We start from the raw sequence: 23,275 nt of genomic DNA, 5'->3' as shown, positions 1-23,275 counted from the left end.
TCAACATTTTCCCTTTATTACGTATACGCCTTGTACTTGGCGAGATACCGCACGGGTTTCTTCAGGGCGTCGCGGCGGAACGGCTCGCCGAGCTCGCGCGTGAGCTGCACGTCGAGCACCGTGCAGCGGTTGGACTTGACGGCGGCGGCCAGCGCGTCGCCGATCTGGTCGACGTGGTCGACGCGCACGCCCTCAGCGCCCATGGCCTTCGCCACCTCGGCGAAGTTGGGATTGGTGAGGTTCGTGCCGACGAAGCGGTTGCCGTAGTAGTCGATCTGGTTCTTCTTCTCGGCCCCCCACTGCATGTTGTTGAACACGACCGCGATCGCCGGGATGTCCTCGCGCACGCAGGTCATCACCTCGGCGAGGCTCATGCCCCAGGCGCCGTCGCCGACGTAGGCGATCGCCGGCCGGTCGGGCCGCGCGACCTTCGCGCCCATGATCGTCGGGAAGGCGTAGCCGCAGTTGCCGAAGCTCATGGCGGCGAAGAAGCTCTGCGGCTGGTCGAAGTGGAGGTAGCTGTTCGCCACCGAGCAGACGTTGCCGATGTCGGTCGAGACCATGGCGTTTTGGGGCAGCGCTTTCGCGAGCGCCGCCAGCGCCTGACGCGGGCCGATGCGTCCGCTCTCGGACGGCGAGGGCCACTGGGCGAGCTCTTTCGCCCACTCCTCCTTCGCCTGGCGGATCTCGGCGATCCGCGCCTCGTTGCGCTTCGCGGGGCCCCTCTGGGCCTTGAGCCGCGCGAGCAGCTCCGCGGCCGCCTGCCGCGCGTCGCCGCAGATGCCGACGGCGATCTTCTTCACCAGCCCGAGCATGCGCGGGTTGGCGTCGACCTGGATGATTCTCGCGTCCTTCGGCCAGTAGTCCATGCCGTGCTGGGGCAGCGTCCCGAAAGGACCGAGGCGCGAGCCGAGCGCCAGCACCACGTCCGCCTTCGCGATGAGCCGCATCGCGGCCTTCGAGCCCTGGTAGCCGAGCGGGCCGGTCGAGAGCTCGTGCGAGGCCGGGAACGCGTCGTTGTGCAGGTAGCTCGTCACCACCGGCGCGCACAGGTACTCGGCGAGCAGCCGCGCCTCCTCGACGCCGCCCGACATGATGACGCCGCCGCCGGCCATGATGACGGGATACCTGGCCTGCGCGAGCAGCTGCGCCGCCTCGTCGAGCGACTGCGCGCCGCCCGGGCCGCGCTCGAGGTACTGGACCGGCGGGATCTCCGCCTCGATGTCGGCGTAGAAGTAGTCGCGCGGGATGTTGATCTGCACCGGGCCGCGCTCGTTGATGGCGATGGTCATGGCGCGGTTCGTGAGCTCGGCGATGCGCGCGGGGTGGTTCACGTGGACCTGGTACTGCGTGATGGTGGAGAAGATCGGCATCTGGTTCGCTTCCTGGAAGCCGCCGAGCCCGACGCCCAGGCTGCCCGTCTCCGGCGTGATCGCGACCACCGGCGAGTGCGCCCAGTACGCGGCCGCGATGCCCGTGACGAAGTTCGTGATGCCCGGTCCGTTCTGCGCGATGCACACGCCGTGGCGGTTGGTCGCGCGGGAGTAGCCGTCGGCCATGTGCGCGGCGTTCTGCTCGTGCGCGACGGAGATGAACCGGATGCCGGCGGCGGGAAAGATGTCGAGCGCGTCCATGTAGGCCGAGCCGACGATGCCGAACACCTTGTCCACGCCGTGCGCGGCCAGGGTCTCGACCAGCGCCTCGCTCGGCGTCATGCGCACCTTGCCGGCCGGTGTGGGGGTCGGGACTGCCTTCTCTCGCGGTTGTCCGCTCATGCCAATCTCCTGCTTCTCTAGATCTCGAGTAGTTTGAGCCGCTGGACCTTGCCGGACGGCCCCTTGGGAATCGAATCGACGAAACGAATGACCTTCGGCGTCTTGTACCGCCCGAGCTCGTTCAGGCAGAAGCCGCGCAGCTCGTCCTCCGAGCAGCGGCTCCCGGGCTTGAGCACCACGCACGCGAGGATCTCCTGGCCGTAGTTGGCGTCGGGGATGCCGACCGCGGCGGCCTCGAGCACCGCCGGGTGCCGGTAGAGCGCCTCGTCGATCTCGCGCGGCGCGATGTTCTCGCCGCCCTTGATGATGAGCTCCTTGAGCCGCCCGGTGACGAAGTAGAAGCCGTCCGCGTCGCGGTAGCCGAGATCGCCGGTGTGGAACCAGCCGTCCGCGTCGAGCGCTTTCGCCGTGTTCTGCGGGTCCTTGTAATAGGCCTTCATGACGTTGTCGCCGCGCACGAGGATCTCGCCGATCTCGCCGGGCGGAAGCGCCCTGCCCTCGCGGTCGACGATCTTGGCCTCCACCCCGAAGGGCCGCCCGGGCGTGCCGTACTTGCGCTTCGCGGGATCGAGCGGGTTGGAGAAGACCGGGGCCGCCGTCTCGGTGAGCCCCATCGTCTCGATGATGCCGAAGCCGAAGGTGCGCTCGAACGCCTGGTGCAGGTTCGGCGGCAGCGCCGCCGAGGCCGAGCGGCCGAAGCGCACGCGCGAGAGGTCGAGCTCCCTGCGCGCGACCCGCTGGTCCGGCTCGTTCAGAAGGTAAGCGACGATCGTCGGCACGACGTTGAACCAGGTGCACTGGTGGCGCGCGAGCAGCTCCCAGAAGCTCGAGACGCTGAACTTGTGCGGCATCACGACGCTCCCGCCGTGCACGAGCGGCGCGACCGTCGTCACGATCTGGCCGTTGATGTGGTAGAGCGGCAGCGAGCAGAGCACGCGGTCGCTCTCCGTGAGCTCGTGCGCGTCGCTCGTGAAGCGTCCCCCGGCGACCACGTTCCTGTGCGTGAGGAGCGCGCCTTTAGGGCGTCCGGTGGTGCCGGAGGTGTACATGAGGAGCGCCGCGTCGTCTTCGCCGACGGCGGGAAGCGAGCCGCCCTCGGCGAGCTCGGGAAACAGCGCTTCGGCATCGACGTCGATCGCCTCGACCGCAACGGGGCGATCGAGCCTGGCGAGCGCGGCCTCGAGCCGCTCGCGGTAGGCCTCGGCCACGAAAACGAGCCGCGCGTCGGAGTGATCGAGCACGTATTCGAGCTGCGCGGGCTGGGCGAGCAGATTGATCGGCGAGACGACGCGGCCGGCGTACATGATGCCGAGAAACAGATCGGCGGCCTGATAGCCGTTGTGCATCATGAGGCACACCGTCTCGCCCGGGCGCACGCCCTTCGCGTCCAGGAACGCCGCGAGCCGGCGGGCGTCGCGACGCAGCTTCCCGTAGTTGAGCGTGCGCCCGGTCTCGGGCGCGATGAGGTAGGCCTTCTCCGGCTGCTCGGCCGCGCGGGTGTCGACGATGTGCCGGATCGTACGCATTCTAAGAGCAGTGATCAGTGCTAAGTGATAAGTGACAAGTTGATGAGCGCGCGAAGCGCGCACCGAAACTGATCACTTTGCACTCATCACTTATCACTGTATTTCCTCAGGTAGGCGCCGAAGAGCTCGTCTTCCGTCGGCTCGTCCGGCGGGATCGTGCGCGCGATGCGCGTAATGTTGAGAAAGTGCCGGTAGTTCAGGTTGTCGGAAATACTGTTCCCGCCCCAGGTGCCGCAGCCCATCGACAGCGAGAACGGCAGCCCGTTGTCGAAACTGCCGCCGGTCGCGAACGCGTGCGCCTGGTTCACGATGACGCGGCACACCGGCAGCTCCAGCCCGAGGCGCATGACGTGCTCGTCGTTGCGGGTGTGGATGCCGCACGAGTGCCCCGCGCCCTGGTTGAGCAGCAGGCGGCGCGTGATCTCGAAGGCGTCGTCGAAGTCCTTCGCCCGGTAGACCGTGAGCACCGGCGAGAGCTTCTCGCGCGAGAAGGGGTGGTCCTTGCCGATGCCCGTCTCCTCGACCATCAGGAACCGCGCGTGCGCGAGCGCCGGGCGCGCGAGCCCCGCGGCGCGGGCGATGTCCGGCGCGCTCTGCGCGACGACGGCGGGGCTGAGCTTTCCCTGCGCCCACATCGCCTGCCTCAGCCGCGCCTTCTCCTCGGCCGCGAGCAGCGCCCCGCCGGCGCGCTCGAGCGCGCCGAGCGCGGGGCGGTAGACGGCGTCGAGGATGACGAGGTTGTTCTCGGAGGAGCAGCTCGTCGCGTTGTCGAAGGTCTTCGAGGCGGCGATCTTGGCCGCCGCATCGTCGAGGTCGGCGTCGGCATCGATGATGACCGGGACGTTCCCCGTGCCCACCCCGATCGCCGGCGTCCCGCTCGCGTAGGCGCCGCGCACGTTGCCCTGCGAGCCGGTCACGACCACGAGGTCGACCTGGCGCATCAGCTCCTCGGTCAGCGCCTTCGTCACCGGCGCGGGGAGCTGCAGCACCAGGTCGCGCGGCGCGCCGACGCGATCGAGCTCGGCGTGCACGAGCTCGATGAGCCGCGTGCAGGTGCTCAGGCCCTTCGGGCTCGGGGAGACGATCACGGCGTTGCGCCCCTTGAGGGCGTTCATGATCTTGTTGATCGGCGTCGCGGCGGGGTTCGTGGACGGCACGATCGCGCCGACGACGCCCACCGGCCGCGCGATCTCGACGATCCCCTTCTCCGGGTACTCGGCGATCACGCCCACCGAGCGCGCGGCGCGCAGGTCGCGCAGCAACCCCATCGTCTTGCGCCGGTTCTTGCGGACCTTGTCCTCGACGTTGCCGAGACCGGTGTCGCGCACGGCAATCTCGGCGAGCTCGCGCGAGCGCGACGGCTCGACGACGGCCCAGGCCGCGGCGGTCACGACCTCGTCGACCTGGGCCTGGCCGTAGCGTTCGTAGGCTTGCTGGGCGGCGCGGGCGCGGGCAACCAGCGCGGCGACGACCTCGCGGGGGTCGGGCGAAACGGAAGGCGTACCGCGGCCGGGCTCGGTGGCCGACATTTCCGGGCTCCTCCTGGCTGCTCCCGGGCTCGTCGACCCCGGAGCTTGTTCAAGGCTCCACCCCGGCCTGTGACGCAGGGCGCTATGAAAGCGTTTACATTCTCACGCCCAAAAGAGAGGGCTGTCAAACCCTCTGCTCCGGGCGCCCGCTCCCGCCGTCAGGCGTCGCCGAGGACAGGCGCCTTCAGCGTCTTCGCGAAATCGAGCATCCGCTGCGTCGCGCGCAGCGCCTTGCGGCGGATCTCCTCTTCCACGTGGATCTCGTTCGCGCCGGTCTCGAGCGCCACGGCCACGCGCGCCAAACTGTTCATCGCCATCCACGGGCAGTGCGCGCAGGCCATGCAGCTCGGGCCCTTCCCCGCCGTCGGCGCTTCCAGGAACGTCTTCTCGGGCGCGGCCTGCTGCATCTTATAGAAGATGCCGCTGTCCGTGGCGACGATGAACTCCTTGTTCGGCAAACGCTTCGCCGCCTCGATGAGCTGCGTGGTCGAGCCGACGGCGTCGGCCAGCGCGATGACGGCCGCGGGCGACTCGGGATGGACGAGCACGGCGGCGCCCGGGCGCTCCTTCTTGAGCGCGGCCAGCGCGTCCGCCTTGAAGGCGTCGTGCACGACGCACGAGCCCGGCCAGATGAGCATGTCCGCGCCCGTCACCGAGTTGATGTACGCGCCGAGGTGCTTGTCCGGCGCCCACAGGATCTTCTTGCCCTGCTTCCTGAGGTGGTCGACGAGCTTCACCGCGATCGACGACGTGACGACGTAATCCGCCCGCGCCTTCACCTCGGCGCTCGTGTTCGAGTAGACGACCACGGTGTGGTCGGGGTGCGCGTCGCAGAAGGGAACGAACTCGGCCGCCGGGCAGGAGAGATCGAGCGAGCACTCGGCCTCGAGGGTCGGCATCAGCACGCGCTTCTCGGGATTCAGGATCTTGGCCGTCTCGCCCATAAAGCGCACCCCGGCGATGACGAGCGTGCGCGCCGGGTGCTCGTGCCCGAAGCGGGCCATGTCGAGGGAGTCGGAGACGTAGCCGCCGGTCTCCTCGGCGAGCCGCTGAATCTCCGCGTCGACGTAGTAGTGCGCGATCAATACGGCGTCCTGCTCCTCGAGCAGGCGCTTGATTCGGGCGACGAGCGCCGCACGCTCGGCATCCGAGAGCACGGGAAGGCTCGCGAGTACCTCGGCCGTCTGCGGGGCCTTCACGACGGGAATGGCGGGGATGTCGATGCGCGCGGTCATGAGCTTCGCCCTGGGGCCGCCAAGTAAACCACCGCGGCCGCCCTCTTGCCTAGCACCCCTCCCTGGGGCCTCGCCCCTCGGAATCAAGCCGGGCCGCCGGGAACCGGGCGGCCGGCGAAGCCGGCGCGCCCGGGTAGTGCTACGGCAGCGAAGCCTGGAATTCGTGGGTCGCGACGGTTCCGGGGGCCACGGCCACGGTCGCGGCACCGGAGAAGACGATGGCGTCGTCCATCGCGGGATCGTCGCCGGCGGCCTGGCACGTGAAGGCGACGGTGTGATTACCCGGTTCGAGGAAGGCGGCCTTGTAGCGGTACAGGCCGGTTTCCTCGTCGAGCTTGACCTGGGCCGTGGTGACCGGATCGGGCGCGGCGCCGTCGACGTCGTCGGGGGTCACGCCCGCGCCCGTGTACGCGTAGACGGCCGGCGTGCAGCCGTCGGTCACGAGCGCCGCGTCGACCTCGCCCGCGATGGCGCCGGCCTCGGCGCTGTCCACGATCCGCAGCGTCGGCCGAAGCAGGTAGTCGACGCCCCCGGACAGCGGGTCGTGGACCGACTTGCGCAGATCGAAATCGATCGTGAAATCGGCGGTGCCACCGGCCGGGACCGTGAAGCCGCGATTGAGCTTGAGCCCGGTCTCGGCACCGCTCGGGACGAGGAGCTCGTGCTCCCCGTCGGGCATCACGATGTAGGAATCCCTCACGTCCGGTTCGGCGTCGACCAGCAGCCGGACCCAGGCGTAGCGGCCGGCCTCGGTGACCAGACCGTCGAGCAGGAACTCGGTCAGGCCGTCGGTGAGGGCGAGCAGGTCGAGCTGCCTGGGCGCCGGATGCGCGCAGGCGGCGGCGCTCAGCACCGTTTCGCCCGTGCTCGCGTCTTCGCAGTAGTAATAAGTCTGCGTTCCGCCGGGTCCATGCAGCTCGATACCCCTGAACTGAACGACGACCTGGAGGGCGCCGTCGACGGCCGCGTCGGTGACCTGCAGGGTGAGCTCGCCGGTGGCGTTTCCGTCATCGCTGCTTCCGCCACAGGCGGCGAGCAGTCCGGCCAGGGACAGCGAAAGAAAAAAACGTGGGGTAGACACGGTTTATTGATCGCTTATTGGTTGAGAAACAGTGCCGGATGTTACCGACTGCAAACGCCGATAGGCGTTTGCAGTCGGAAGGCCGTTCGCCGCGCTTATCGGATGGGTCCCGCAGATGGATGAGCCGGCGGGACGAGCGGTCGTTCTCCCGATCAGGCGGGAGCCGCGAGCGCGTCGGCGAGCGCGCGCGCGTTCGCCACACAGTCGACGAGGGATATGCCGTCCCGCCAGTTCGCCCGAAGGTGCAGCCCGGGGAGGCGGTCGAGCGCTCGATCGATGCGCGCCAGCCGCCCGAGATGCCCGAGCTCGTACTGCGGGATCGCCCGAGGCCAGCATGTCAGGTGCCGGAACACCGGTGCATCGCGGATGCCGAGGAGCGGGCCGAGATCGGCGAGCACGCGCTCGACGAGCGCCGCCTCCGGGAGCGTGCCCGCCGTCTCGTGCCGGGCGCCGCCGACGAAGGCGGTGAGGAGCACCCGCCCCGGCGGCGCCCGCTCGGGGAAGAGCGTCGACGAGAAAAGCACGCCGAGCGTCTCGCGGCCAAGCCGTCCGGGAACGAGCATCCCGAATCCGTCGAGCGGATGGGCGACCTGCGCGCGCTCGAACCCCAACGCGACCGAGGCGACCGGCGGATAGCGGATGCCCTCCAGCGCTTCGCCGAGCGCTCGATCGATCGGCGCCAGCAGCTCGGCCGCGCGGTAGGCGGGCACCGCCAGCACGAGTCGTTCCGCTTCGTCGGTGCCCGCGGGCGTACGGACCGCCCAGCCTGTCGGCGTGCGCTCGATCGCCTCGACCGCCTGGCCCGCGCGGAAGCGGTCGCCGAGAGCCCGCGCGACCGCCCGCGGCAGCGTCTGCATGCCGGTCCGGAATGAAATCAGGCGCCCCGTCGGCTGCGGGCCGCTCGGTCGGCCCCGCAGCATCCGCGCCGCCGCGCCCAGAAACAGGGAGCCGTACTCCGCCTCGAGCGCATAGATCTTCGGCGTCGCCGCGCGCACGGACAGCCTCGCCGGGTCGCCGGCGTAGACGCCGGACACGAAGGGATCGATCGCCCAGTCGAGGAACTCGCGGCCCAGGCGGCGCTGCACGAACTGCGCGATCGATTCCTCGGCCGCCGCGCGGCCGTGAAACGGCTCGAGCAGCAGGCGCAGTTTGCCGGCCGGGGTGAAGACGCCCGTCGAAAGCAAGGCGAGGGGGCCGTCCGGGAGCGGCTCCGGCCGCCCTCCCTTGGCGATGTAGCGCCGCTTCGCGGCGGCGTTCGCCTCGATCAGCTCGCGCTCGAGATCCAGCCCGCGCACCAGCTCGGCGAGCGCGCCGTCGCGATAGAGCGTCGAGTTGGGACCGCCCTCCACGAGAAATCCGTCCCGCCGTTCGGTCCGGATGCTTCCGCCCGGTTCGGCGCCGGCTTCGAGCACGACGACCGACCGTCCGCGACGGTGAAGGAACCAGGCGGTGGCGAGCCCCGAGATACCGCCCCCGACGACGAGCACACGCATCCTAAAAACAGCGATAAGTGCCGAGTGACAAGTGATGAGTTGACGAGCGCGCACGGCGCGCCCCGCAACTCGTCATTGTGCACTTATCACTTGTCACCGGCTTTCTGGTGCGCGCGCAGCTCGACCTCGAACTGCTGCTCGCTCGGATCGAAGAACCCGCGGCTCACGGTCACCTTCACGCGTTCGCCGGGCGACTTGTCCCAGAGGAGCGCCTTGACGTCGGCGACGCTCCCCACCGGCCGGCCGTCGACGGCCACGATCTGATCGTGGCGGCGAAGCCCCGCGGTCTGCGCGGCGCTCTCCTCCGCGAACCCCGCGATGTGCACGCCGTCCACGGGTTCGAGGACGACGCCGAGCGTGCCCGCGGGCGGCAGCCTCCGTTCCTCGGAGAGCAGCACGAAATCGGCGATGTCCGGCGAAAGCTCGATGCCGCCGCCCTGCAGCACGATGGCGCTCGTCACCGGCACGCGGCGCCCGAGCCGGCTGGGTATGCCTGCGCCGTAGGCGAGGTGGCCGGTGCCGGCGAGCACCACCATCCGGCGCGACGGGTTCGCGCGCAGATACTCCGCCGCGCGCGCGGCCATGCCTTCGTCCCACAGGAGCTGGACGTCGACGAACCGGTCGAAGTCCCGCTTCTCGGAGCCGGCATGCTGGCGGAATATCCTTTCGAGGCGCGCGCGATAATCGGCGTCCGAGCGGTCGATGTTCTTCGGAAGCGAGGCGCGCTCCTCGGCGGTGAGGCTCTCCAGCCCGTTCTGCCCCACCTTGGACGTCAGCTCCGTCGGCACGTTGAGGGCGATCACGGGGATGCCGTGGCTGCGCGCATAGGCGAGAATGGGCGCGTAGAGACGGAAGTCGAACTGCCAGCGGCGAAAGTACTCGGTGCGCGCGAGCATCTCGGTCGTGTCGATCTCGCGGCGGATGTACGCGTCGAGATGCGGCTGGAAGGGCTGCTGAAAGAACTCGACGCCGATGGCGAGGTCGGGCGACGCGGCGTGCATGCGCTCGATCACCGCGAGCTGGTTCAGGTGGTGATCGTAGCGGTCGTGCGACTCGCCGACGTACACCACGCGTTTGCCGGCAAGCTGGCCGAGGATGCTCTCGAGCGCCGGCAGGTCCTGGAGCTTCACCACGCGCGTCGCCGCCGCGCTCGTTTCCCCGAGGACGAAGGCGACCGGAGCCGAGAGCAGGGCCGTGACCCCGAGCACCAGAAGAGTTCTGCCGAAGCGCATGCGAGCCATGGTAGCGCAGGCCGGCGCAGGCGCCCTACCCCGGCGCGTGCGTGCCATTGCCCTCTGCGCGCTCCTGTGCGCGGCCGGCGCGGCGTCGGCGGAAACCCCGCCCGTGGTGCGGCACGCGCTCACGGTCGCCCTTTCGCCGGAGCGCGGGCACCTCGCGGTGCGCGACGAGATCACCCTTCCGGCCGGCTTTCCGCGGCCGCTCTCGTTCCTGCTCGACGGCGCCTTCGAGCCGCGCGCCGAGGAACCGGGAGCGCGCCTGCACGGATCGCCGGTGGACGGCGGGCCGCGATCGCTCAAGCGCTATACGGTCGAGCTTCCGCCCGACCGGACGCGGCTGACGCTCGTCTACGCGGGGCGCCTGCCGGCCCCCGTGGATCTTCGCGCGATGCCGGCGGGTATCGTCTCGCCCGAGATGGTGTACCTCGACTCCGGCAGCCACTGGTTCGCGCGCTTCGGCGACGAGCTGCTTCGGTTCACCCTGGCGGTCCGGCACCCGTCCGCCTGGCACGTCGTGAGCCAGGGCCGCGCGACGCGGGAACCGGGCGGCGTCACCTGGGAGGAGCAACACCCGCAGGACGACATCTACCTGGTCGGCGCGCGCTTTCATCTATATAAGGAAGCGACCCCGCACGGGGAGGCGCAGGTCTACCTGCGCGAGCCCGACGAAGCGCTGGCGCGGCGCTACCTGGCGGCGACGGCGCGCTACCTCGATCTCTACAGCCGCCTGATCGGGCCCTACCCGTACGCGAAGTTCGCGCTCATCGAGAACGCGTGGGAGACCGGGCTCGGCATGCCGTCCTTCACGCTGCTCGGGCCCCGCGTCCTGCGCCTGCCCTTCATCATCGATACGTCGTATCCCCACGAGGTGCTGCACAACTGGTGGGGCAACGGCGTCTACCTCGACTACGCGAGCGGCAACTGGGCCGAGGGGCTCACGACCTATCTCGCGGATCACCTCCTGGCCGAACGCGACGGGCGCGGCGCGGCATACCGACGGGGCCTGCTGCAGAAGTACGCCGATTACGTCACGGGCGCGCGCGACTTCCCGCTGCGCGAGTTCCGCGCGCGCCACGGAGAAGCGAGCCAGGCCGTCGGCTACGGAAAGAGCGTGATGCTGTTTCACGCGCTGCGGCTCCGTCTCGGCGACGAGACCTTCCTCGCCGGCCTCCGCCGCTTCTACGAGCGGCATCGCTTCACGGTCGCGGGCTTCGACGACATCCGCCGCGCGTTCGAGGCGGCGTCGGGCCGCCGGCTGGAGGCGGAGCTCGCGCAGTGGGTGGACCGGACGGGCGCGCCGGCGCTCGAGCTCGCCGACGTCCGCGTCACGCACGACGGCGAAGAGTTCCGCGTGCGCGGCCGGATGACCCAGCGTCAGCCCGGCCGCCCCTACCGGCTCCGCGTCCCGATCGCGGTGCAGCTCGCCGGACGCGCGCCGGCGCACGAGACCGTGCTTCACATGCCGGGCCGGCGATTGCGCTTCGATTTGCGCTTTGCCGAGCGCCCGCTGCTGCTCGCGGTCGATCCGCGCTTCGATCTCTTTCGCCGGCTCGATCCCGCGGAGCTTCCGCCCTCCCTCGGTCGGGTCTACGGGGCGGAGCGCGGGCTCATCGTGCTGCCCGGCGCAGCGCCGGCCGCGGTGCGTCGGGCGTACTACGCGCTGGCGGAGAGCTGGGCGAGGCCGGCGGGTTTCGCGATCGTCGAGGACACGGAGATCGCGGCGCTGCCGGACGACCGCGCCGTGTGGCTGCTCGGCTGGGAGAACCGGTTCCGCCCGGAGGTCGCGCGCCGGCTCGCGGACCGGGGCGTCGAGGTGGATGCGGACGGCGTGCGGGTGGACGGCCGGCGTTACGCCCGCGCCGCCCGCAGCGTGGCGCTCGCGGCCGGCGGCCGCAACGCGGTCGCCTGGCTCGGCGCGCCGAACGCCGCGAGCGTTCCCGCGCTCGCGCGCAAGCTGCCGCACTACTCGCGCTACGGCTACCTGGTCTTCGAGGGTCCGGAGGCCGCGAACGTGCTCAAGGGCGAATGGCCCGTCGCGGAATCGCCGCTGCAGGTCGCGCTTTCGCCGGAGCGCGCGCAGCTCGAGCTCGAGCCGCGGAGCCCGCTGGCCGCGCCGAAGGCTCAGCCGAGCGCCATCTCGAGCCCGACCGCAATGAGGAACAGCGCGAACACGCGCTTCAGCAGCGTCACGTCGAGCCGGTAGGCGAGCCGCACGCCGAGCGGCACGAACAGGATCGAGGCGGGCACGAGCAGCGCGAAGGCGATCCAGTCGACGTAGCCCGTGCTGCCGGCCGGCAGCGCCGTCTCGCCCCAGCCTCCGGCGACGTACGCGAACGTCGCCGGAAGGCTGATGACCACGCCGAAGACCGAGCCCGTCGCGACGGCGCGATGGATCTGGTAGTGGTACAGATTGAGCAGCGGCACCATGAGCGTTCCTCCGCCGATGCCGAGCACCGAGGCGAGGCTGCCGACCGCCACGCCCAAGGCCGACTGCATGCGCCGCCCCGGCAGCTCGCGCCCGACGCTGACCGGCCGGAAGGTCGCGACGAACATGTGCAGCGCGGTGACCGCGAGCAGCATGCCGAAGAGGGTCTTCAGGGATGCGCCGGAGGTGACGAACGAATAGCCCGCGCCGAGCGCGACGCCGAGCATCACGGGCGGCAGCCAGCCGCGGACCATCGGCCAGTCCACCGTCCCGCGCCGGTGGTGTCCGCGCGCCGCCACGCCCGACGTGAGCACGATGGTCGCGAGCGAGGTGCCGACCGCGAGCGGCATGGCGAGCTCGGTGCCGAGGCCGAGCGCCGTGTAGACGTGATAGAGGAACGGGACGACGATGATGCCGCCGCCGACGCCGAGCAGTCCGGCGCTCAGGCCGGCGAGGGCGCCGCAGGCGAAAAGCAACGGCGCGTACACGAGAAGCTTCGCGACCATCAGACGCCCACCGCCGCGCCGTCGCTGCGCGGATCGGAGGCGCCCTCGAGCGCACCGTCGGCGTGGCGCACCAGCGCGCCGGCGTGCCCCATCAGGGCGTCGTACCCGTCGACGAGATCGACCTCGTGCCCACGCGCCCGCAAGCCGTCGACCACGGCGCGCGGGAACCGGGATTCGAGCTTGAGCGCCGCCGAAGGCGGCCCCCACGTGCGCCCGATCACCCAGCGCGGCGCGGCGATCGCCGCGTCGAGCGGCTGCCCGTGCGTGACGTAGCGCGTGTAGACGGCGGCCTGCGTCTGCGGCTGGCCGTCGCCGCCCATGGTGCCGTAGACGAGCAGCCGGCCGTCGGCGAGCTCCGCCATCGCCGGGTTGAGCGTGTGAAACGGCTTGCGCTGCGGACGCAGGAACCGGGCGCTCGCCGCATCGAGCGTGAACGCGCACCCGCGGTTCTGCCAGCAGATGCCGGTGCCCGGCAGCACCACGCCGCTGCCGAACTCGTGGTAGAGGCTCTGGATGACGCTGACCGCCCGCCCCGCGCGATCGATGGCGCCGAACCAGGTCGTGTCGCCGGTCTCGCCCGGACGCCAGGGCGAAGCCCGGGTTGGATCGATGCGCCCGGCGCGTTCGGCGAGCGCCGAACCGTCGAGGAACGATCGCAGGTCGACGTCGAGATCGCGCGGATCGCGCACCCAGCGGTCGCGCACGCGAAACGCCTGCTTGGTGGCCTCGACGAGGAGATGCACGTACGCCGCCGAATCGACGTCGGGGTGCGGCCGCAGCCGGTCGTAGAGTCCGAGGATCATGAGGGAGGCGATGCCCTGCGTCGGCGCGCCGAGGTTATAGACGGTCCCGGCCCCGTGCGCCAGCACCAGCGGCGGCATGCGCGTCGCCCGCTGCCGCCGGAGGTCGCCGGCCGCGAGCGGGCTTCCCGCCCGCGCGAGATCCGCGGCGAGCGACGCGGCGACCTCGCCGCGATAGAAATCGTCCAGCCCGGCGGCGCTCAACCGCCGGAGCGCGGTCGCGAGCGAGGCGTGGCGGCGCGGCGCGCCGGCGCGCGGCGGAGCGCCGTCGTCGAGGTACGCCCGGGCGAAACCCGGCTGGCCGATGAGCTCGTCGCGCTTGCGCGCGGTCGCCGCGCACTGGCTCGCGCTCGGCGCGACGCCCCGCTCGGCATGCGCGATCGCGGGCGCGAGCAGGCGCGCGAGCGGCATGCGCCCCGCCCAACGCCGCCGGCTTTCGTCCTGCGCGAGCGTCCAGCTCGACACGGCGCCGGCGACGGTGAGCGCGGCGAGCGGGCCGCGCACCGGTACCGCGTCGAGCCCGGCCGTGCGGTAGTACGCCGCGTCCGCGCGCCGCGCCGCGGCCCCGCTCCCGTCGATCCCGAACAGCCCGCCTTCCGCGGGACGGCAGAGCCAGAATGCATCGCCGCCGAGACCCGTCATGTGCGGGTAGAGCACCGAGAGCGAGGCGGCCATCGCGATCGCCGCCTCGATCGCGTTGCCGCCCTCGCGGAGGATCCCGGCGCCGTCGGCCGCGGCCTCCGCATGGGGGGCGACGACGATTCCGTGCGTGGCGTGCGCGACGCTCATGTCCCCGTCATGCTCGAACGTTCGTGCTCAATCAGGCGACCGACGACCGCCGTCGATGCGCTCCGACCGGAACCGAGCAATCGACATGCCACTTCGCGGCACGAGCGCCGCCGCGCCGATCGCACGACGCTTCGCGCGTCCAAGGGCGGGAGCGCCGGCGTCCGGCCGCCGGCCCTGCACCCGGACGGCCTTCCGCGGGCACGGGGCGCACCACCCGGGTGCGCGGAACCCGATTGTTTCCCTCGATCCGCGGCACGGGCACGCCTCCCGCGCGGTCATCCGTCGCGCGGCGCCCGCTTGCGGTCGAGCGTGTTGAGCCAGAGGTCCACCTTGCCCCAAAGGTACTCGCGCAGCCGGGCCAGCAGCGGCCGGCGGCTCCAGTCCCTGTATCCCCACTCGCGCGCCGCCGCGAAGTCGCCCTCGAGCATGCGCGCGACCGCCGCGGCGAAGCGCGGGTCGTCGACCGCCTGGTTCGCTTCGAGGTTCCAGCGCAGGTTCCAGCGATCGAAGTTGCTCGAGCCGATGGAGGCCCATTGATCGCACAGCGCCACCTTGCTGTGCAGGAAGCGGGGCTGGTACTCGAGGATGCGTACGCCCGCGAGCAGCAGCCGGCCGTAGAAGCGCCGCCCCGCGTGGCGCACCGCGGGATGGTCGGTGCACGGGCCGGGCACCACGACGCGCACGTCCACGCCGCGCCGGGCGGCCCGGCGCAGCGCGCGGCGGATCCGCCACGAAGGTATGAAGTACGCCGTCGAGATCCACACGCGGTGCTCCGCCGCGCCGATGCGCTTGAGCAGCGAGCGCGTGATCTCCTGGCGCACGGATGTCTGCGACACCTCGACCCGTCCGTACATGCCGTCCGGGTGAACGGGCGGCGACGGCAGCGGCAGATCGAGCGGGCGGCGGCCCTCGCGTCCCCAGACGCGCGCGAACAGGCGCTGCCAGTCGGCGACCACCGGGCCGTGGATCTCGATCATGGTCTCGCGCCAGCGGTGCTCCGCGGCGCGCGGCGGATCGAACTCGTCGGTGAGCCCGGCCCCGCCCGTGTAGGCCACCTCGCCGTCGACGAGCAGGAGCTTCCGGTGATCGCGCGCGAGGTTGTGCGCCCGCTTGGCGGCCTTGATCGGGTTGAAGATCACCATCGCGACGCCGGCTTCGGTCAGCCGCGCGCGGTCGGCGTCCTCGAGGCCGAGCCCGCCGAAGGCGTCGAGCAGCACCTTCACCTGCACGCCGCGGCGCGCGGCGCGCGCCAGGGCGTCGATGAACCGCCCGCTCACGGCGCCCGATTCGACGAGGTACATTTCGAGCAGGACGTACGTCGTCGCCCGTTCGATCGCCTCGAGCATGCGCGGGTAGAAGCGTTCGCCGTCGACGAGGAGCTCGAACGCATTCCCCTCGCGCCACGGGTAGAGGAAACGGCTGTTCGGTTTGCGCGACATCGGTTCAACCGTAAGCGATTTCGAGCGGCGCCGACAGACGTCCCCGGGTGGATACCGGGCGCGAGGGCGCGCGCAATCCGGTACTCTACGCGAAACACCGCGTTCCGGAGGAACCATGGCGCATTCCCGCCTGCTGTCGCGCGCCGCGGTCGTCGGTCTCGCGCTCGCCGGTTGCACGCACCTCGCTCCCCCGCCCGGGGCAGGGGAACGGCTCGATCCGGCGACGCAGCCGAAGTTCGTTCACGCCCTGCCGAACCCGCTCGCGCATACCCTCGTGCCCGACGTCGACCGACATCCGGGGGCGGATTACTACGAGGTGCGCATGGGCGAGACGCGGCAGGACCTCGGCCTGCGCGACCCGGAGACCGGCCGGCCGCTGCTGACCACCGTGTGGGGCTACGGCGCCGCGGGCGAGTCGCCCACCTACCCCGGTCCCACGTTCCTCGCCCGCCAGGGGCGGCCGGCCAGGGTCCGCTGGGAAAGCGCCCTCCCCCGCGACCATCTCCTGCCGGTCGACACCTCGGTGCACTGCGGACCGTACAAGGGAGGGCACGAGTCGCACTGCCGGCCGTACGTGCGGACCGTGGTGCACCTGCACGGGGGCCACGTCCCCGACCACAGCGACGGTTATCCCGAGGCCTGGTTCACGCCCGGCTTCGCGGAGACGGGTCCGCACTGGACGCGCGAGGTCTACGACTACCCCAACGACCAGGAGGCGGCGACCCTCTGGTACCACGACCATGCGATGGGCATCACGCGCCTCAACGTCTACGCCGGGCTCGCGGGGTTCTACCTCGTCACGGACGAGAACGAGGAGCGGCTCGTGCGCGACGGCGCGCTGCCGGCGCGCCGCTACGACATCCCGCTGCTCATCCAGGACCGGAGCTTCAGGCGCGACGGCTCGCTCGCGTACGCGGGCGACATCGAGGAAGCGGAAGGTCCCGCCGAGAAGCGCCGCGAGGTGCGCGACCCGATCACGGAAGACCGCGTGCCTTCCATCGAACCGGAGTTCTTCGGCGAGACGATCCTGGTGAACGGGAAGATCTGGCCCGTGCTCGAGGTCGAGCCTCGACGCTACCGCCTGCGCCTGCTCAACGGGTCGAATGCCCGCTTCTACCGACTCACGTTGAGCTCGGGACAGCCGTTCCACCAGATCGGCACGGACGGCGGACTGCTCGACGCGCCCGTGCCCCGGCGGCAACTGCTGCTGTCGCCGGCCGAGCGCGCGGACGTCGTCGTGGATTTCGGCGATCCCGCGCTCGGCGGCCGCACCGTCGTGCTCCGGAACGACGCGCCCACGCCCTTCCCCGACGGCGACCCGGTCGACCCGCAGACGACCGGCGTCGTGATGGCCTTCCGCGTGACGCTCGCGCGCTCGGACGCGCGCGACGCGGTCCTCCCCGCGCGTCTGCGGGCGCCGATCCCGCGGCACGACACGGCGGGCGCAACGACGCGCCAACTCACGCTCGTCGAGGAAAAGGACGACTACGGACGCGTGCTCCCGCTCCTCGGCACGGCGGCGCAGGGCGGGTTGCGCTGGGACGACGCGATCACGGAGACGCCGCGCGTCGGCGACACGGAGATCTGGAGCGTGATCAACGCGACCGGGGACGCGCACCCGATCCACCTGCACCTCGTGCAATTCCTGATCCTCGATCGCCAGCCCTTCGACCGCGAGGCCTTCGAGCCCGGCAAGCCGAAGACGGTGAAGCCGACGGGGCAACGCACGCCGCCGCCGAAGGGCGACGCGGGCTGGAAAGACACGGCCGTCATGCAGCCCGGGGAGATCACCCGCGTGATCGCCCGCTTCGACCTGCCGGGGCTCTACGCCTGGCACTGCCACATCCTCGAGCACGAAGACCACGAGATGATGCGGCCGTATCGGGTCAAGTAGAAGACATGTCGAATGCTTGATTGTCGAATGTCTTAATGGTGCGCGCGCAGCGCGCTCCACAATTCAACATTCAAAATTCAACATTCAATATTTAATGTCCCCTGGCACGATGGGCGACACGCTGCTCGAGGTCCGCGGGCTCGGACGCCGGTTCGAGGAAGGCGGCCGCACGCGCGCCGTCCTCGACGGCCTCGACCTGGACGTCCGCCACGGCGAATGCGTGGCGCTCCTCGGACGCAGCGGCTCCGGCAAGTCGACGCTCCTCAACCTCATCAGCGGCATCGATCTTCCCGACGAAGGCACCGTCGCGCTCGACGGGGTTCCGCTCACCGCGCTCGACGAGCGCGAGCGCACGCTCTTCCGCCGGCGGCACATCGGCTTCGTCTACCAGTTCTTCCACCTGATCCCGACCCTCACGGTCGAGGAAAACGTCCGGCTGCCGCTCGAGCTCAACGGGGAGCCCGACGGCGGGCGGGTGTCCGGATGGCTGGAAGCGGTCGGGCTGGGCGACCGGCTGGCGAGCTTTCCGGACCGGCTCTCGGCCGGCGAGCAGCAGCGCGTCGCCATCGCGCGCGCCCTGATCCACAAGCCCGGGCTGCTGCTCGCGGACGAACCCACGGGCAATCTCGACGCCGAAACGGGGCGGCGGGTGCTCGCGCTGCTCACGGGGCTCGCGCGCCGCGAGGGCGCCACGCTGCTCCTCGCGACGCACTCGAAGCAGGTGGCCGAGTCCGCCGACCGCGTGCTCACGCTCGACCGCGGCCGGCTCGTCGAGCGCGGCGAGGACCTGGCGTGGTGAGGCTGCTGCGCCGCGCGAGCCGGCGGGCGCTCGCGCGCCGGTGGTGGCTGCTCGCGCTGGTCGTGATCGGCATCGCCATCGGCGTCGCGGTGGTCGTCGCCGTCGATATCGCGAACGAGAGCGCGCGCCGCGCCTTCGCCGTCTCGCTCGAGAACGTCGGCGGCCGCGCGACGCACCGGATCGTGGGCGGTCCGACCGGGCTCGACGAACGTGTTTACGCGCGCCTGCGTCTTTCCGGCGTGCGCGGCGCGGCGCCCCTCGTCGAGGCCTACGCCACCGCGCGGGGCGAGACGCTGCGCCTGCTCGGCGTCGATCCGTTCGCCGAGTCCGGCATCCGGGGTCACCTGGGCGCCGTCGACGGCGATGCGATCGTGCGCCTGCTGACCGAACCGGGAACCGCGCTCCTCGCGGCGCCCACTGCCGAACGCCTCGGGCTTCGCGCCGGAGACGGCCTGGAACTGAGCATCGGCGGCCGGCGACACGCCGTCACGCTCGTCGGACTGCTGGACGGCGAGAACCGGGCGGCGATCGACGGCCTCCTGCTCGCCGATATCGGCACCGCGCAGGAGATCGCGGGCGCGCTCGGCCGGCTCTCCGCGATCGATCTCGTGCTGCCCGAGGGCGCGACCGGCAAGGCGCGGGCGGCGGACATCGAACGCATGCTGCCGCCCGAGGCCGCGCTCGTGCGCGCGGAGGCGCGCGGCGAGGCGCTCGCGCAGATGACGCGCGCCTTCCGCACGAACCTCACGGCGATGAGCCTGCTCGCGCTCGTCGTCGGCAGCTTCCTCATCTACAACACCATGACCTTCGCGGTGCTCCAGCGCCGGCCGCTGCTCGCCGTCCTGCGCGCGCTGGGCGTGACGCGCGGCGAGCTCTTTCGCCTCGTGCTCGCCGAAGCGCTCGCGATCGGTCTCGCCGGTACGGTGCTCGGCCTCGCCCTCGGCGCCGGGCTCGGGCTCGGTCTCGTGCGGCTCGTCACGCGCACGATGACCGACCTGTACTTCGTCGTCACCGTGCGCGAGGCCGGCCTCGCCGTCGCGCCGTTCGTCAAAGGTCTCGCCCTCGGCCTGGCCGCGACGATGCTGGCGACCCTGCCGGCCGCCTTCGAGGCGGCCTCGACCGCCCCCCGCCTCGCGCTCCTGCGCTCGACGCTCGAGGCGCGCGTGCGCCGCGCCTCGCCGCGCCTGGCCGCGACCGGCCTCGCGATGATCGGCGCCGCGCTGCTCGTCCTCGGCCTCGCCGACCGCGGGCTGATCGCCGGGTTCGTCGCCCTCTTCCTGCTGATCCTCGGCCTCACGCTGCTCGTCCCGCTGGCGGTGGCGGCGATGGTGCGCCTCGCCGAACCGCTGGCGCGGCGCGCCGGCGTGGTCGTCCGCCTCGCGATCCGCGCCATCGCCGCGTCGCTGAGCCGCACGGGCGTCGCCATCGCCGCGCTCATGCTCGCCGTCGCGACCGTGGTCGGCGTCGGCGTGATGATCGGGAGCTTCCGCGCCTCGGTCGAGACCTGGCTCGACTCCACGCTGCGCGCGGATCTGTACGTGGCGATCCCCGGCGCGGGCGGCACGCGCATGCCGGCGCACCTCGATCCCGCGATCGTCGCCGGCGTGCGGTCCCTCCCGGGGCTCGAAACCGTGGTCGGCGCGCGCTACGTCACCCTCGAGTCCGAAGGCCGCCTGACCGAAATGCTCGCGCTCGACTTTCCCGCTTCGTGGGCCCCGCCCTACCGCTTCAAGGACGCGACGCCCGGCGCCTGGGCCGCGTTCGCCGAGGGCCGCGCGGTCCTCGTGACCGAGCCCTACGCCTACCGGCACGCGGTCGCCCCCGGCGACCGGATCGTGCTGCGCACGACCGGCGGCGCGCATGAGCTGCCGGTGGCCGGCGTGCTCCTCGACTACAGCTCCGAGAACGGCCTGGTCGTCCTCGCGCACCCGCTCTACGCGCGCCTCTACGGCGACCCGCATTACTCCGCGCTGCGGCTGTACCTCGCGCCCGGCGCCGACGCGGCGGTCGTGGCCGACGCGGTGCGCCGGCAGGCGGACGGCGTCCAGGCGGTGCAGGTGCGCTCCAACCGCGAGCTGCGCGCGCTCTCGCTCGCCATCTTCGACCGCACCTTCACGATCACCGAAGTCCTCAGGCTTCTCGCCGTCGCGGTCGCCTTCGTCGGCACGCTGAGCGCGCTCATGGCGCTCGAGCTCGAGCGCGCGCGCGAGTACGCGGTGCTGCGCGCGATCGGCTTCACGCCCGGGCAGGTACGGTGGATGGTGAGCGTCCAGACCGCGCTCATGGGTCTCGCCGCGGGGATCCTCGCCGTCCCCGTCGGCCTCGCGCTCGCGGTCATGCTGATCGAGGTCATCAACCGGCGCGCCTTCGGCTGGAGCATGCAGCCGATCGTCTCGCCCGGCGTGCTCGCCGGAGCCGTCGGCCTCGCGGTGCTCGCGGCCCTCGCCGCCGGCCTCTACCCGGCCTTCCGGCTGGCGCGCGCGCTGCCGGCGCGCGGACTGCGCGAGGAATGAGCATCCGCCCCGCAATCCTCGTGCTGGCGCTGGCCGGCCTGGGCACGTCGGTGTGGTGGCTGTGGCCTGCGCCGGTGCCGGCGCCCGCGGAGGAACCGCTCGAGCTCGCGCGCGTGCTCGGCGGCACGGACACGGACGGCTACGCGCGCGCCGAGCAGCCGCGCCCGTTCCGCTTCCCCGTCGATCACGGTCCGCATCCCGGGTACCGCAGCGAGTGGTGGTACTTCACCGGCAACCTCGCCGACGCCGGCGGGCGGCGCTTCGGCTACGAGCTCGCCCTCTTTCGCTTCGCGCTCGCGCCCGGCGAGGCGCAGCGCTCCTCGCGCTGGGCCGCGCGGCAGGTCTACATGGGACACCTGGCGCTCACCGACGCGGGCGCGCAGCGCTTCCAGTACGAAGAGCGATTCGCCCGCGCGGCGCTCGGGCTCGCCGGCGCGCGGGGCGCGCCCTTCCGTGTCTGGATCGAAGACTGGTCGGTCGAAGGGGACGGATTTCCCTGGCGGCTCGCGGCGGCGGGCGAGGGCTTCGCGCTCGATCTCGCGCTCGACCCGCTCAAGCCCGTGGTGCTCCAGGGCGACAATGGTTTGAGCCGCAAGGGCGCGGGCGCCGGCAACGCTTCTTATTATTACTCGATCCCGCGGCTCGCCACGGAAGGAACGATCACCGTCGGCAGCGTCGCTCACACCGTAAGAGGCGAGTCGTGGCTCGACCGGGAATGGAGCACCAGCGCGCTCGAAGAGGGGCAGGCCGGCTGGGACTGGTTCGGTCTGCAGCTCGACGACGGCCACGAGCTCATGGTCTACCGCCTGCGGCGTCGCGACGGCTCGGTGGATCCGCACAGCGCGGGCACGCTCATCGCTCCGGACGGCACCCCGCTTCCGCTAAGCGATACCGATGTGCGCGTCGACGTGCTGGAGAGCTGGACGAGCCCGCGCGGCGGCACGTACCCGGCGCGCTGGCGATTCGCCGTACCTGCGGTCGACCTCACCCTCGAGATCGAGCCCGTGCTCGACGATCAGGAGCTCGACGTCACGCCGCGCTACTGGGAAGGCGCGGTCGAGATCCGGGGCGAGCGCAAGGGGCAGCGCATCACGGGCCGCGGCTACGTGGAGCTCACCGGCTACGCGGCGACGGCGCCGCCGCGCTAGCGGTGCGCAGCTCGGCGAGCGCCGCGCGAAACTCCGCGAGCGAGGCGAGTTGCCGCGCGCCGATCTCGCTAAGGACCTCCGTGTAGCCGTCGCTCGCCCGACCGCCGACGAGCAGCGCCACGCGCGGTTCGAGCTGCTGTCGCAGCAGCCGCAGCTCCTGGACGAGCCGGGGGTCGTCCTGCGGATAAGCGAGGGCGAGCGCCACCGCGCGCGCGTCGACCTGCCGGGCAGCCGCCGCGATGTCGGCGGCCGGTGTGTTCGGCGCCAGATGCACCACGTGCCAGCCGTCCGCCGCCGCGAGCACCGCCGCCATCAGTGCCCCGAGCTCGTGGTTCTGGCCGAGCGGCGTGGTGACGAGCAGGACGGGTCCGGTCCCGCCCATGTTGCTCGTGCCGTAGAGCCCGCCGAGAAACGAGCGCACGGCTGCGCTCACCAGATGCTCCTGCCCGACGCGGAGCTCGCCGCGGTGCCAGCGTTCGCCCACCTCGCGCATGAGCGCGGCGACCACGCGCTCGAGGAGCACGGGGACGCTGAAGTTGACCGCGGCGCGCGCCAGCTCGCCTTCCAGCCCGACCGAGTCCATGCGTTCTGCCGCTTCGAGACAGCTTTCGACGAAGTCCTCGGGCCCGGCCGCCGTGCCGGGCTCCGCTCCGCGATCGGCTGCCACCAGGCGCGCCAGCTCATCCGTCGGGAGGGCGGCCACGTCGCCGATCCGACGTCCCGCCTCGGTCGCGCGCCGCAACAGCAGCAGCCGGTTCACCTCGGCATCGGAGTAAAGCCGCCGGCGCGCCTCGGTCCGGCCTGGCGACACCGCCTGGTAGCGGCGCTCCCAAACCCGGATGACGTCGACACTGAGCCCCGTCCGCCGGGCAACGACCTGGATCGGGTGCTTGGGCTGGTCTTCCGGGGCCGATTTGCGCATGGGCATAGGGTAGCAGAGCCTTTCACATTGTCCATGACAAAGGCTTGACGACATGAAACCAGTGGCGTATTGTCCTGGACAACTGTTGGACACCGTCCGCAGCGAAAGGAGCAATCGCTCTCAGCCACTCAACCGAAAGGAGCTTTGTCATGACATCGCGCGC

The 23,275-nt window shown here is 71.4% G+C and carries 16 protein-coding genes; 5 read left to right on the top strand and 11 right to left on the bottom strand.

All coding sequences use genetic code 11. From position 1 onward, the window contains the following. Window positions 1-17: 17 nt before the first annotated feature. From xsc to SVA_RS03945, 7 genes are all read right to left on the bottom strand, one after another. Window positions 18-1,775, bottom strand: coding sequence for a sulfoacetaldehyde acetyltransferase (gene xsc, locus SVA_RS03975; RefSeq protein ID WP_197703363.1), 1,758 nt, complete (start codon window positions 1,773-1,775; stop codon window positions 18-20). Between the two features lie 17 nt (window positions 1,776-1,792). Further along, window positions 1,793-3,301 carry an AMP-binding protein gene (locus tag SVA_RS03970; RefSeq protein WP_096459130.1) on the bottom strand — a complete coding sequence of 503 codons (1,509 nt, stop codon included), beginning with the start codon at window positions 3,299-3,301 and terminating at the stop codon, window positions 1,793-1,795. 86 nt (window positions 3,302-3,387) lie between these two features. Beyond that, window positions 3,388-4,830 (bottom strand): acylating sulfoacetaldehyde dehydrogenase, encoded by a 1,443-nt coding sequence (sauS, locus tag SVA_RS03965; protein ID WP_096459127.1) that lies wholly within the window; start codon window positions 4,828-4,830, stop codon window positions 3,388-3,390. Window positions 4,831-4,988: 158 nt separating this feature from the next. Next, window positions 4,989-6,065, bottom strand: a complete 1,077-nt coding sequence (gene nadA / locus SVA_RS03960) for a quinolinate synthase NadA (RefSeq protein WP_096459124.1) — start codon at window positions 6,063-6,065, stop codon at window positions 4,989-4,991. A 139-nt stretch (window positions 6,066-6,204) separates the two neighbouring features. Then, window positions 6,205-7,146 carry a DUF4382 domain-containing protein gene (locus SVA_RS03955; RefSeq protein WP_096459121.1) on the bottom strand — a complete coding sequence of 314 codons (942 nt, stop codon included), beginning with the start codon at window positions 7,144-7,146 and terminating at the stop codon, window positions 6,205-6,207. Window positions 7,147-7,298: 152 nt separating this feature from the next. Further along, entirely contained in the window at window positions 7,299-8,639 is a 1,341-nt protein-coding gene (gene hemG / locus SVA_RS03950) for a protoporphyrinogen oxidase (protein ID WP_096459118.1), read from the bottom strand. Between the two features lie 86 nt (window positions 8,640-8,725). Further along, window positions 8,726-9,871 (bottom strand): ChaN family lipoprotein, encoded by a 1,146-nt coding sequence (locus SVA_RS03945; RefSeq protein ID WP_197703362.1) that lies wholly within the window; start codon window positions 9,869-9,871, stop codon window positions 8,726-8,728. Window positions 9,872-9,917: 46 nt separating this feature from the next. Here SVA_RS03945 and SVA_RS03940 point away from each other — a divergent pair, with 46 nt between their 5' ends. Further along, window positions 9,918-12,080 carry a M1 family metallopeptidase gene (locus SVA_RS03940; protein WP_096459115.1) on the top strand — a complete coding sequence of 721 codons (2,163 nt, stop codon included), beginning with the start codon at window positions 9,918-9,920 and terminating at the stop codon, window positions 12,078-12,080. Here the strand turns inward: SVA_RS03940 and SVA_RS03935 are convergent. The 3 genes from SVA_RS03935 to SVA_RS03925 all read right to left on the bottom strand — a co-directional run bounded on the left by SVA_RS03935 (window position 11,999) and on the right by SVA_RS03925 (window position 15,836). Further along, window positions 11,999-12,808, bottom strand: a complete 810-nt coding sequence (locus SVA_RS03935) for a sulfite exporter TauE/SafE family protein (RefSeq protein ID WP_096459112.1) — start codon at window positions 12,806-12,808, stop codon at window positions 11,999-12,001. The genes SVA_RS03940 and SVA_RS03935 overlap by 82 nt on opposite strands. Then, a complete protein-coding gene (locus tag SVA_RS03930; RefSeq protein ID WP_096459109.1) occupies window positions 12,808-14,397 on the bottom strand; it encodes a gamma-glutamyltransferase family protein in 1,590 nt (529 codons plus the stop codon). The genes SVA_RS03935 and SVA_RS03930 overlap by 1 nt, the downstream gene beginning before the upstream one ends. 275 nt (window positions 14,398-14,672) lie before the next feature. Next, entirely contained in the window at window positions 14,673-15,836 is a 1,164-nt protein-coding gene (locus SVA_RS03925) for a phospholipase D-like domain-containing protein (protein ID WP_096459106.1), read from the bottom strand. Between the two features lie 115 nt (window positions 15,837-15,951). Here SVA_RS03925 and SVA_RS03920 point away from each other — a divergent pair, with 115 nt between their 5' ends. The 4 genes from SVA_RS03920 to SVA_RS03905 all read left to right on the top strand — a co-directional run bounded on the left by SVA_RS03920 (window position 15,952) and on the right by SVA_RS03905 (window position 22,190). Then, window positions 15,952-17,730, top strand: a complete 1,779-nt coding sequence (locus SVA_RS03920; protein WP_096459103.1) for a multicopper oxidase family protein — start codon at window positions 15,952-15,954, stop codon at window positions 17,728-17,730. Window positions 17,731-17,824: 94 nt separating this feature from the next. Beyond that, window positions 17,825-18,529, top strand: a complete 705-nt coding sequence (locus SVA_RS03915; protein ID WP_197703361.1) for an ABC transporter ATP-binding protein — start codon at window positions 17,825-17,827, stop codon at window positions 18,527-18,529. Further along, complete coding sequence (locus SVA_RS03910) at window positions 18,526-21,042, top strand: FtsX-like permease family protein (RefSeq protein WP_096462817.1); 2,517 nt, start codon at window positions 18,526-18,528, stop codon at window positions 21,040-21,042. The genes SVA_RS03915 and SVA_RS03910 overlap by 4 nt, the downstream gene beginning before the upstream one ends. After that, the gene (locus tag SVA_RS03905) at window positions 21,039-22,190 is read left to right on the top strand and encodes a lipocalin-like domain-containing protein (RefSeq protein ID WP_096459097.1); all 1,152 of its coding nucleotides are present in this window, start codon (window positions 21,039-21,041) and stop codon (window positions 22,188-22,190) included. The genes SVA_RS03910 and SVA_RS03905 overlap by 4 nt, the downstream gene beginning before the upstream one ends. Here the strand turns inward: SVA_RS03905 and SVA_RS03900 are convergent. Continuing rightward, a complete protein-coding gene (locus tag SVA_RS03900) occupies window positions 22,156-23,112 on the bottom strand; it encodes a MerR family transcriptional regulator (RefSeq protein ID WP_169923958.1) in 957 nt (318 codons plus the stop codon). The two genes, SVA_RS03905 and SVA_RS03900, sit on opposite strands and share 35 nt — an antisense overlap. Window positions 23,113-23,275: the final 163 nt, after the last annotated feature.

The organism is Sulfurifustis variabilis, assembly GCF_002355415.1.
Classification (GTDB): domain Bacteria; phylum Pseudomonadota; class Gammaproteobacteria; order Acidiferrobacterales; family Sulfurifustaceae; genus Sulfurifustis; species Sulfurifustis variabilis.
This window is presented reverse-complemented; position numbering and strand designations above follow the sequence as displayed.